Here is an 11410-nt window from a genome sequence, read left to right on the forward strand (position 1 = left end):
CAGTACGTGCCGGAGCGCGTGCAGGAGGTGCCGTTGTGTTCCAGCAGGCGCAGTCCCAGCCCGGTCGCGGTGTACAGGGTGCGCGGTCCGTCCGGTCGCGGCGCGGGAAGCCCTCCGCGAGCCGAGCGCGGTCCTGGACGAGGCTCTGAGGACCGGCGCCGGGCAGGTGGGCGGGTGGGGGGAGGGGACTCGTAGGGTGGGCGCATGACGGAACAGCCCGCCCGGAGTCTGCTGCTGGTGCACGCGCACCCGGACGACGAGTCGATCAACAACGGCGCGACCATGGCCAGGTACGCGGCCGAGGGCGCCCGGGTGACCCTGGTCACCTGCACCCTGGGCGAGCTCGGCGAGGTCATCCCGCCCGAGCTCGCACACCTGAGCGGTGACGCGCTGGGCGCACACCGGCTGGGCGAACTCGCGGCCGCGATGAGCGAGCTCGGCGTCGCGGACTTCCGTCAGCTCGGCGGCCCCGGCCGCTACCGGGACTCCGGGATGATGGGCCTGCCCGACAACGACGACCCGGCCTGCTTCTGGCAGGCGGACGTCGACGAGGCCGCCGCCCACCTCCTCGACGTGATCCTGGAGGTGCGCCCCCAGGTCCTCGTCACGTACGACGCCGACGGCGGCTACGGCCACCCCGACCACATCCAGGCCCACCGCGTCGCCGTGCGCGCCGCGGAGCTGGCCGCCGACGCCGGACGGCCGATCCCCAGGGTCTACTTCAACCGCATGCCGCGCCCCGCCGCCGAGGAGGCCTTCGGCCGGCTGCGCGCCGAGCTGCCCGGCCTGCCCTTCACCGGGACCGCCGCGGTCGACGACGTGCCGGGCGTGGTGGCCGAGGAGCGGATCACCGCCGAGATCGACGGCACCGCGTACGCGGCCGCCAAGGCCGCCGCGATGCGCGCACACGCCACCCAGATCGAGGTGGCCCCCGACGAGGCGTCCTTCGCGCTCTCCAACGAGCTCGCGCAGCCGCTCTTCACCACCGAGTACTACGAGCTGGCGGGCGGCGCCACCGGGGCCGGACGGGTGTCCGACCTGTTCGCCGGGGCAGAGGAGACGTCATGACGCAACACGGTTCGATGCTCGCCCAGCCGCTGCAACGGCCCTCCGCCGGACGTGTCCTGGCCTGTCTGGGGCTCTTCCTGCTCGGCGTGGTGGTCGCGATGGCCGGGGCCCTGGTGCAGTCGGGCTGGTTCCCGGGCGGACTTCTGCTCGCGCTCGCCGGCGCGGCCGGGCTCTTCCTCGGCGGGGCGCGCGCGACGGGCAGCCGCGGCGGCGCCGTCGCCTCCGCCGCGGGCTGGATGGTCACCGTCGTCTTCCTCACCGCCACTCGTCCCGAAGGGGACTTCCTGTTCGGCGCGGGGGGCGGCTCGTACCTCTTCCTGCTGGGCGGCATGGCACTTGCTGTGATCTGCGCCACCCTCGGCTGGGGGCGGCGATCGGGGGCCGACTCCGTCCGACTTGGCAAGTGACGTACCACTTCGCCGTGTGGCGCACGGGTACGTGCGGTGTGGTTTTACCCGGCGGTCGCGGGATAGAGGCCGGAAGCGGCCAGTATGGTGGTGCGCGCCGCCGAGCCTTCCCCGAGCACTCGACCCCGTTCGAGCAGAGGGAACCCCCACATGAGGTTGTGCGGGCGGCGGAGTCAACCGGGAGAACCTGCCTTGAGTCGTGAAACTGACACTCCGTCCTCCGGGCCCGACGGGCGCGGCGGAGCCGCATACCCTTCGGGCACGCCGCCGTACGGGACCCCCATGGTTTCCGACGCGGGCGCGGGCGCGGGCCGTCCGGCCGCCCAGCCGGAGGAGCGCAAGACCGAGACCACGCTGACGACCCGCATCCGGATCAACATCCCCGGGTCGCGGCCGATTCCGCCGGTCGTCGTCCGCACGCCCGTCGCGGACGCCGAGAGCGTCTCGGGCGACGACACCGGTACTCACGTACAGCCGGACGCCGCCCCGTCCGCCGCGGCCGTCGAGCCGCCTGCCGAGCCCGAGGCCCCGGCCGAGGAGAAGACGAGCGACTGGTTCGCCCCCCGCAGGGGCGGCGCGGCCAAGAGCGGCTCCACCAACGGTGCGGGCATGCCCGGCGGTTCCGCGGCGGGCGCAGCCCCCGCGCCCGCAGGTGGTGCCCCCGCCGCCGGTACCGGCCCTGCCACGGGTGCGCGGCCGGGTGCCGGCCGCCCCGGCTCCGCGAGCGTCCCCGGCGGCTCCCGCCCGGGCGGCACGAACGGCGCCGGACTGCCCGGCGCCACCGGCGGCCCGGTCGCGCCCGGCCACGGCGGCGGCACCGGTTCCTTCGACGTGACCGAGGCGCTGGCGGCGGGCCCGCTGGGCGGCGGTGCCCGCTCCGGGGCCGGCGAGCCGCGCCGCGACGACCTGCCGTACTTCACGGAGAACGGCCAGAGCGGCCACGGCGGCCCCCCGGGCGGCCCCGGCGGCCAGGGCGGCGCCCAGGGCCCCTCCGGCCCCACCGGCGGCCCTGTCACCGGTGACGGCCCGCTGGTGCCCCCGGTCGGCTCGGCGCCCGGTGCGCCCGGCGGTTCGCGTCCCCCCGGTGGTCTCGGCGTCCGCCGCGTGCCCGGTGCGTCCGGCGCGCCCGGCGGTCCCGGCCCCGGTCCCGTCGGCGGTCCCGGCGGTCCCGGTCCCGTCGGCGGTCCCGGCGGTCCCGCCGGTGGCCCCGGCCGTCCCGGTGCCCCCGGCCGCCCCGGCGCGCCCAAGTCGTTCAGCGGCGAGTCCTTCACCGACCCGGGCCCGTCCGGCGGCCCCCGTGCGCACGGCGCCGCCGGTCCCGGCGCCGGCGGACTGAGCGACGACACCGCGATCCTCACCCCGCAGAAGCCGGCCCCCGGCCCGGGCCCCGGCGGCTACGGCGGCCCCCGCGACAGGGTCTCCGGGGACACCGTCACCAGCGGCATTCCCGTCACGCCCCCCGGAGCGGGCCCCCGCTTCGACGGGCCGCCGGCGCGCACGGGCCCGAAGCTGCCCGCGCCGGTCGCGCAGAACGCGCCCGCGGCCGCGCCCCGCAAGAAGAAGGGCCGCAGCAAGCTGGTCCTGCTCGGCAGCCTCGCGGTCGTCGTCCTGGTCGGCGCCTATGGCGCGGGCCTGCTGATGAACCACTCCGACGTGCCCAAGGGCACCACCGTGCTCGGCGTCGACATCGGCGGCGGCACCCGTGACGACGCCGTCAAGAAGCTCGACGACGCCTTCGGCAAGCGGGTGGACCAGCCGCTGAAGCTGTCGGTCGGCGGAACCACCGTCACGCTGAAGCCCGATCAGGCCGGGCTCCAGTTCGACGAGCAGGCCACGGTCTCCGCGGCCGCCCAGAGCGACTACAACCCGGTCTCCGTGATCGGGTCGCTCTTCGGCGGACAGCGCGAGATCGAGCCGGCCATGCCCGTCGACGAGGAGAAGCTCCAGGCCGCACTGGAGAGCGCCGCGGGCGGCGCGGGCACCAACGACGGCACGATCAGGTTCCAGTCGGGCAAGGCCGTGGCCGTCTACGGCAAGCCGGGCAGGGGCATCGACGTCGACAGGTCGAAGACCTCGGTCCAGCAGGCCTACCGCACCCTGGTGGAGACCGGCGCGGCCGGCACCGTGCCGGTCCCGACCACCACCCGGCAGCCGACGATCTCGGACGCCGAGGTCGACCGGATGATGAAGAAGTTCGCCGAGCCCGCGATGTCCGGCAAGGTCACCGTGCAGACGGACGCCGCGCACTCGATCCCCTTCAGCCCGCAGAAGTCCCTGTGGAAGTTCCTGGAGGTCAAGGCGGTCGACGGCAAGCTCGTCGAGAGCTACAACGAGGCCGCGCTCAAGGAGCTCTACGGCCACACCTTCGACGGTGTGCTCATCACCCGCGGCACCGGCCAGAAGACGGCCGTCACGGTGCAGGACGTGATCAGCGCCCTGCGTCCGGCCCTGGTCAGCACGACGAACCGGGTCGCCGTCATCGAGACGAACCCCAGCTAGGGCAGGTCCCGGGAGCCGTCCGGTCAGGGCGGCTCCCGGGCCGTCATCTCGTGGGCATGACATCTGTCATGCGGCAGTCGGGACCGCCGACACTGCCGGGCCTGCGGCCGCCGCCGCCAGGATGTGCCCATGACGACGACAGTGAAGGCAACCGCCACCGAGGTGGTCGCGTTCGATCAGGTGAGCAAGAGCTACGGGGACGTACGGGCCGTGGACGGCCTGTCGCTCAGCCTGCACCCGGGGGAGACCGTTGCCCTGCTCGGACCCAACGGAGCCGGCAAGTCCACCACCCTGGACCTGCTGCTCGGCCTCAAGCACGCCGACAGCGGCTCGGTCCGGGTGTTCGGCACCAGCCCCCGTGAGGCCATAGTCGCGGGACACGTGGGCGCGATGCTCCAGAGCGGTGGCCTGATGGACGAGGTGACGGTCGGCGAACTGGTCGCCCTGGCCTGCGCCCTGCACCCGAAGCCGTACAAGGCCGGCGACGTGCTGGCCCGCGCCGGCGTCGCGCAGATCGCCGACCGCAAGGTCAACAAGCTCTCCGGAGGCCAGGCCCAGCGGGTCCGGTTCGCGCTCGCCACCGCGGGCGACAGCGACCTGATCGTCCTGGACGAGCCGACCACCGGCATGGACGTCTCCGCCCGCCAGGCCTTCTGGGCCACCATGCGCGAACAGGCCGACCAGGGCCGCACCGTCCTGTTCGCCACGCACTACCTCGAAGAGGCCGACGCCATCGCCGACCGCGTGCTCGTGCTGCACCGGGGCCGGCTGCTCGCCGACGGCACCGCCGCCGAGATCAAGGCGAAGGCGGGCGCCCGCCGGGTCTCCTTCGACCTGGAGGGCGAGATCGACACGGCGGCCCTGCGCGGACTGCCCTTCCTCACCTCCGTCGACATATCGGGCCAGACCGTCCGCATCCAGTCCACCGACGCGGACGCCACCGTCCACGCCCTGTACGGGCTCGGCGTCTACCCCCGCAACCTCGAAGTCGCCGGGCTCGGGCTCGAGCAGGCCTTCGTCGCCATCACCGCCGCCGAGGAGGCCAAGCAGTCGTGAACGCCCTCATCAAGCTGGAACTGGTCCGCGCCCTGCGCAACCGCAAGTTCCTGTTCTTCTCGGTGATCTACCCGTCGGCCCTGTTCCTGCTGATCGCGGGCAACGCCGACGCCACCACCAAGGTCGACGGCACCGGCCTGACCATCCCGACGTACATGATGGTCTCCATGGCCTCCTTCGGCGCCCTGACCGCCGTCCTGATGGGCAACAGCGAGCGCATCGCCAAGGAGCGCGAGAGCGGCTGGGTACGGCAGCTGAGGCTGACCACCCTGCCGGGCCGCGGCTACGTCCTCGCCAAGACGGCCAGCGCGGCCGTGGTGAGCCTGCCGTCCATCGTCATCGTGTTCGTGGTCGCCGCGGCCGCCAAGAACGTACGCCTGGACGCCTGGCAGTGGCTCGCACTCACCGGCGCCATCTGGGCCGGCAGCCTGGTCTTCGCCGCCCTCGGGGTCGCCATCGGCTACCTCGCCAGCGGGGACGCGGTCCGCCCGATCACGATGATCACCTACTTCGGTCTGTCGATGCTCGGCGGTCTGTGGATGCCGTCGACCACGTTCCCGCAGTGGTTGCAGGACATCGCCAAGTGGCTGCCCACGCACGCGTACGCTGCCCTGGGACAGGCGATCGAACAGAGCCAGGCCCCGCACGCCCAGGACGTCGCCATCCTCGCCGTCTTCTTCGTCCTGTTCGCGGGCGGCGCGGCCTGGCTGTACCGGAAGGACACGCTGAAGGCGTGAGCAGCAACCCGGAAGAGGCCCGTGACGGGCGGCTGGTGCGCATCGGCTGGCCGCCCCGCACCCGGCGCGAGGTACTGATCAAGACCCTGTGGATCGTGGTCTGGCTGGTCTTCCTCGGCTCGCCGGTGGGGGACCTGGTCTCCGGCGGCCACTCCACCGGCGGGGCGGTCGCCGGCTGGCTGGGCCTCTCCGTGTTCGTCGCGGTCTACCTGGTGCTGGTCTTCCGGCAGATGGGCCGCCGCTCGTACACCCCCCGGACGGTCGGTGTCCTGGTCGGCACCCTCGCCGTTCTCGCCGTCGTGCTGTGCCTGGCCTTCGGCAAGGAGTGGCTCGGACTCTTCGTGTACGTCTCCGTCGCCTGCGGCGCGGCGCTGCCGCTGCGCCTGGCCTACCGCACGATCCCGCTGACCGCCGTGGCGATGCTGCTCGTCGGGCTGCGGGCCGGCGAGCAGGACGCGCTGAACCTGGTCCTGCTGGTGGTGCTCATCGGGTTCGCGATGACCGGCGTCGGCCAACTGGTCCGTACGACCATCGAGTTGCGCCAGGCCCGCGCCACCGTCGCCCAGCTCGCCGCCAACGAGGAGCGGCTGCGCCTGGCCCGCGACCTGCACGACCTGCTGGGCCACTCGCTCTCGCTGATCACGCTGAAGAGCGAGCTGGCCGGTCGGATGCTCCCCGGCCACCCCGACAAGGCGGCCCAGCAGATCGCCGACATCGAACAGGTCAGCCGCCAGGCCCTGGTCGACGTACGGGAGGCCGTCACCGGCTACCGCAGGGCCCGTCTCGCCGACGAGCTCGCCGGCACCCGGGTCGCCCTGACGGCCGCCAACGTCACCGCCGACCTGCCCGTGGACCCCGACTTCACCGGCCTCCCGGAGGACAGCGAGTCCGCCCTCGCCTGGGCGCTGCGCGAGGCGGTCACCAACGTCGTACGGCACAGCGGTGCCCGGCGCTGCAGGGTGGAGCTGCTGCACCGCCAGACCCTCGACGGCCCCGTCCTCGAACTCTCCGTCGAGGACGACGGCCAGGGCGGCTCCGGGAAGGGTCCCGGCAACGGCCTGACGGGTCTGACCGAGCGGCTGGAGAAGGCGGGCGGCACCCTGGAGGCGGGCCCCCTCAAGCGCGGCTTCCGTCTGGTCGCCCGCGTCCCGGCAGGGCCCCTGCCGGACATAGGATCCGGGGCATGAGCCACACGATCAAGGTCCTGCTGGCCGAGGACCAGTCGATGGTCCGCGAGGCGCTGGCCGCGCTGCTCGGTCTGGAGGACGACATCGAGGTCGTCGTCCAGGTGGCGCGCGGGGACGAGGTCCTGGCGGCGGCCCGCGAGCACGACGTGGACGTGGCGCTCCTCGACATCGAGATGCCGGGCGCGACGGGCATAGAGGCGGCGGCCCTGCTGCACCGGGAACTGCCCCGGGTGAAGCTGGTCGTCCTCACCACCTTCGGCCGCCCCGGATACCTGCGCAGCGCCATGGAGTCCGGCGCCGACGCCTTCCTGGTCAAGGACGCCCCCGCCGCCCAGCTCGCCGAGGCCGTGCGCAAGGTGCTGGCCGGCGAGCGGGTGATCGACCCCACCCTCGCGGCCGCCGCGCTGGCCGAGGGCGCCAACCCCCTCACCGACCGCGAACGCGAGGTCCTGCGCGCCGCGGCCGACGGCTCCACCAACGCGGAACTGGCCAAGCTCCTGCACCTGTCCCAGGGCACGGTCCGCAACTACCTCTCCACGGCGATCCAGAAGTTAGCGGTACGCAACCGGGCCGAGGCGGTACGGACGGCACGGGAGAAGGGCTGGCTCTAGGCCCTGTCGCGCCCGGTCCCGTCCGCGTGGGCCGGGGGAGGGGCGGAAAGCCGGGGGATCAGTTCAGGCGGGCGCGGGCCGCCGTGGCCTGCCCCCGCACCTTCTCCGCCAGGGGCGCGTCCACCACGTCCACCAGGTCCGCGTACACCTCCATCTCCGCGGCCCCGGCCACGAAGTCCCCCCGCTGCACCAGGATCTGCGCCCGCTCGTACCGCAGCCGCGCCGGATGCGCGGGCAGCAGCAGCGCCAGCTCCACCGCCCACAGCGCCACGTCCGACCGCTCGGGCCGGGCCGAGGCCCACGCCCGGACGTTGTTCAGGATCCGCGTCACCACCTCCAGCGGGTCCGCGGGGGTCAGCATCGACGGCGTCAGCCGCGCCCCAGTGGCCCCCACGACGAGCAGCTCGGCGTCGGCCCCGCTGAGCAGCCGCCCCCCGTCGAACGGGTCCGCCAGCACCTGTTCGTCCTGCGGCCCGAACCCGACGACGAAGTGCCCCGGCAGCGCGACCCCGTACACCGGCGCGCCCGCCCGGCGCGCGACCTCCATCCACACCACGGACAGCAGGATGGGCAGCCCGCGCCGCCGGCGCAGCACCTCGTGCAGCAAGGACGAACCCAGCCACTGGTAGTCGGCCGGCGAACCGCGGAACCCGCAGCGCTCCCCGAGCACCGAACGCAGCGCACGGGCCCAGGCCGCGGGTCCGCCCGGACGGAACGGCAGCTGCCCTGCCAGCCGGTCCAGCTCCATCTGCGCCGCGTCCGCGCCCGCCTCGTCGAGCGTGCCGTCGGCCACCGCGCCCAGCAGCAGACACAGCGCCGACAGGTCGGGCCTGTCGCAGCGGGCCTCCTCGGCGAACCGCAGACGCAGTGCGGCCGAGCGTTCGGGCGGTGGGGGCAGCGGATGGCGCATGGCAGGCTCGTGCCCGCTCACGGTGATCCGTACCGGCCGTCGCCGGACCCGGCCGGCGCCCGGTAGTGGTGATAGGCGTGGTGCGCGGCGAAGCCCAGCCGCTCGTACAGCGCCCGCGCACCGGCGTTGTCCGTCTCCACCTGGAGCCAGGCGGCGGAGGCGCCCTCGTCGAGGGCCCGCCGGGCCAGCGCGGTCATCACGGCGGTGGCCAGCCCGCGCCGCCGCAGCGCCGGGTCGACCTCGACGGCGGCGAACCCGGCCCACCGCCCGTCCACGACGCACCGCCCGATCGCGGCGGGCGGCTCCTGCGCCCGCTCGCCGGGCACGGTCGCGAACCACACCGAGGGCCCTGCCCCGCTCCCGGCGTCGCCCGAACGGGGAGACCGCCCTTCCAGCACCGTCAGGGCCACGTCGCTCACTCCCTTGCGCTGATAGCGCGCCAGCCACGCCTCACCGGCCGCCCGGGACAGCACCACCCCGGACGGCTCGCCCAGGTCGGCGAGCGGCGCGAGCGCCCCGGTCCAGACCTCGGCGCTCACCTCACGCACCCACCCGCGCCGCTCCAGCTCCGCGCACAGCAGTTCCTGCGTGCCCTCGGCGCCGGTCGCGGTCTGGACGTACGCGGGCAGGCCGCGCTCCTCGTACCAGCGTCGTACCTCGGTGAGCGCCTCGTCGAGCGGGAGGCCCGGGTCGCCGAGCGGCAGCACCGAATTCGCGCGCCGGGTGAACCCGGCGGCGGCCCGCAGCTCCCATCCGCCCAGCCGCGCGCTCTCCAGCGGCCGCCAGGCGCGGGCGGTGACCCCGGCCAGCTCCTCGTAGGACGCGGCCGGGCCGCGCCGCCGGGCCGGTGCCGCGGGCACCACCTTCCCCGCGACCAGCGCGGACTGCGCGATCCGCACGATTTCGCCGTCCCGCCGTGTGATCATGAGCACGGTGTCGTCCCATGATGTGAGAACGCCGACCGTGTCGGTGAATTTCCCTCCGGTGTCGCCGGGGCCGGTCAACCGTCGCACGGAGACGCGTTTGCCCACGTCAGCGGCGGTGATGCGGACCTCTAGACGACCGGCGGCCGAGATTTCCACAGGTCGTTCCACCCCTCCTGTTCGGATCATGCCCAAGAACGGAGATACTAGGGGCGGGCATCGACGACGCCGCGCTCCCGCGCGCCAGGCGGCGGAGCCTGTAGGAGGCCCGCCAGCGCCCTATCGAGGAGGAACGACAGCGTGACCTACGTCATCGCGCAGCCTTGTGTCGACGTGAAGGACAAGGCGTGCATCGAGGAGTGCCCGGTCGACTGCATCTACGAGGGCCAGCGGTCCTTGTACATCCACCCGGACGAATGCGTCGACTGTGGTGCCTGTGAGCCGGTCTGCCCGGTCGAGGCGATCTTCTACGAGGACGACACTCCGGAGGAGTGGAAGGACTACTACAAGGCGAACGTCGAGTTCTTCGACGAGCTCGGCTCCCCCGGCGGCGCCAGCAAGCTGGGCCTGATCGAGCGCGACCACCCCTTCGTCGCCGCGCTGCCGCCGCAGGCCGAGTAACACCGCAGCAGCGGCCCGCAGCACCGTGCCGCCTCGGTTCCGTACGGCCTGATCGCCGCCCGATCACGCCGTACGGGGCCGAGGCGTTTGCCGTCCGCGGGGGCCGTGCGTCCGAGAAAGTGAGCGAGATCCCGTGTCCGCAGTCTCCGATCGTCTGCCCGTCTTCCCCTGGGACAAGCTGGAGCCGTACAAGAAGACGGCCGCCGCGCATCCGGACGGCATCGTCGACCTGTCCGTCGGCACCCCGGTCGACCCGGTCCCCGAGCTGATCCAGAAGGCCCTGATCGCCGCCGCGGACTCCCCGGGCTATCCGACGGTCTGGGGCACCCCCGAGCTGCGGGACGCGCTCACGGGCTGGCTGGAGCGCCGTCTGGGCGCCCGTGGGGTCACCCACCGGCACGTCCTGCCGATCGTCGGCTCCAAGGAACTGGTCGCCTGGCTCCCCACCCAGCTGGGCCTGGGCCCCGGCGACCGGGTGGCGTACCCGCGCCTGGCCTACCCGACCTACGAGGTCGGTGCCCGCCTGGCCCGCGCGGACCACGAGGTCTACGACGACCCGACCGACCTGGACCCGGCCGGGCTGAAGCTGCTCTGGCTGAACTCGCCGTCCAACCCGACCGGCCGCGTGCTGGACAAGGCGGAGCTCACCCGGATCGTCGCCTGGGCCCGGGAGCACGGCGTCCTGGTCTTCTCCGACGAGTGCTACATCGAGCTGGGCTGGGAGGCCGAGCCGGTCTCGGTCCTGCACCCGGACGTCAACGGCGGCTCGTACGAGGGCATCGTCTCGGTCCACTCGCTGTCGAAGCGGTCCAACCTGGCCGGCTACCGCGCGGCCTTCCTGGCCGGCGACCCGGCCGTCCTCGGCCCGCTGCTGGAGATCCGCAAGCACGGCGGCATGATGACGTCGGCCCCGACGCAGGCGGCCGTGGTGGCGGCGCTCGGCGACGACGTCCACGTCCGTGAGCAGCGCGAACGGTACGCGTCCCGGCGCACGCTGCTGCGTGACGCGCTGCTGGGCAACGGCTTCCGGATCGAGCACAGCGAGGCCAGCCTGTACCTGTGGGCCACCCGGGACGAGTCCTGCTGGACCACCGTGTCCCGGCTGGCCGACCTCGGCATCCTGGTCGCCCCCGGGGACTTCTACGGCACCGCGGGCGAGAAGTTCGTCCGGGTGGCGCTCACGACGACGGACGAGCGGGTCCGGGCCGCGGCGCAGCGCCTGGCGCGCTGACCGCCGCGCCCCGGCAGCTGTCCGGGGCCCTTGGTGCGGCGCGCAGACATGACACGGCGACGGGGGGCCGGGTTGGCCCCGCCCCCCGCCCCCGGGCGGGTGGGGGCACGCCCCCCCCGGGCGCCCCCGAAGCCGCGGGGGCGGGGGGGGGCGGTGGGGA

The 11410-nt window shown here is 74.0% G+C and carries 11 protein-coding genes; 9 read left to right on the forward strand and 2 right to left on the reverse strand.

The annotated features are described in order from the left end of the window. Positions 1-204: 204 nt before the first annotated feature. The 7 genes from mshB (at position 205) to ABT085_RS36930 (ending at position 7565) form a co-directional block, all read left to right on the forward strand. Entirely contained in the window at positions 205-1068 is an 864-nt protein-coding gene (mshB, locus tag ABT085_RS36900) for an N-acetyl-1-D-myo-inositol-2-amino-2-deoxy-alpha-D-glucopyranoside deacetylase (protein WP_351618376.1), read from the forward strand. Continuing rightward, positions 1065-1475, forward strand: coding sequence for a DUF6113 family protein (locus ABT085_RS36905; protein WP_351618378.1), 411 nt, complete (start codon positions 1065-1067; stop codon positions 1473-1475). Before mshB ends, ABT085_RS36905 begins: the two co-directional genes overlap by 4 nt. Positions 1476-1667: 192 nt before the next feature. Then, complete coding sequence (locus ABT085_RS36910; RefSeq protein ID WP_351618381.1) at positions 1668-3974, forward strand: VanW family protein; 2307 nt, start codon at positions 1668-1670, stop codon at positions 3972-3974. 129 nt (positions 3975-4103) lie between these two features. Continuing rightward, on the forward strand, positions 4104-5030 hold the full coding sequence (locus ABT085_RS36915) for an ABC transporter ATP-binding protein (protein WP_351618384.1): 927 nt from the start codon (positions 4104-4106) through the stop codon (positions 5028-5030). Further along, a complete protein-coding gene (locus ABT085_RS36920) occupies positions 5027-5767 on the forward strand; it encodes an ABC transporter permease (protein ID WP_351618387.1) in 741 nt (246 codons plus the stop codon). The genes ABT085_RS36915 and ABT085_RS36920 overlap by 4 nt, the downstream gene beginning before the upstream one ends. Then, positions 5764-6954: a sensor histidine kinase gene (locus tag ABT085_RS36925; protein ID WP_351618390.1), complete on the forward strand. Its 1191-nt coding sequence runs from the start codon at positions 5764-5766 to the stop codon at positions 6952-6954. Before ABT085_RS36920 ends, ABT085_RS36925 begins: the two co-directional genes overlap by 4 nt. Continuing rightward, entirely contained in the window at positions 6951-7565 is a 615-nt protein-coding gene (locus ABT085_RS36930) for a response regulator (RefSeq protein WP_351618393.1), read from the forward strand. The genes ABT085_RS36925 and ABT085_RS36930 overlap by 4 nt, the downstream gene beginning before the upstream one ends. 58 nt (positions 7566-7623) lie before the next feature. On the opposite strand, the gene ABT085_RS36935 is transcribed toward ABT085_RS36930, so the two are convergent. Beyond that, entirely contained in the window at positions 7624-8496 is an 873-nt protein-coding gene (locus tag ABT085_RS36935; protein ID WP_502982891.1) for a transglutaminase family protein, read from the reverse strand. Next, positions 8493-9557: a GNAT family N-acetyltransferase gene (locus ABT085_RS36940; RefSeq protein WP_351618401.1), complete on the reverse strand. Its 1065-nt coding sequence runs from the start codon at positions 9555-9557 to the stop codon at positions 8493-8495. The genes ABT085_RS36935 and ABT085_RS36940 overlap by 4 nt, the downstream gene beginning before the upstream one ends. A gap of 141 nt (positions 9558-9698) precedes the next feature. On the opposite strand from ABT085_RS36940, the gene fdxA reads away from it, so the two are divergent. Together fdxA and ABT085_RS36950 are read left to right on the forward strand one after the other, a co-directional pair. Beyond that, positions 9699-10019 (forward strand): ferredoxin, encoded by a 321-nt coding sequence (gene fdxA / locus ABT085_RS36945; protein ID WP_007495984.1) that lies wholly within the window; start codon positions 9699-9701, stop codon positions 10017-10019. Positions 10020-10152: 133 nt separating this feature from the next. After that, positions 10153-11250, forward strand: coding sequence for a bifunctional succinyldiaminopimelate transaminase/glutamate-prephenate aminotransferase (locus ABT085_RS36950; protein WP_351618396.1), 1098 nt, complete (start codon positions 10153-10155; stop codon positions 11248-11250). Positions 11251-11410: the final 160 nt, after the last annotated feature.

The sequence above is a fragment of the Streptomyces sp. NPDC002265 genome (genome assembly GCF_040296125.1).
Classification (GTDB): domain Bacteria; phylum Actinomycetota; class Actinomycetes; order Streptomycetales; family Streptomycetaceae; genus Streptomyces.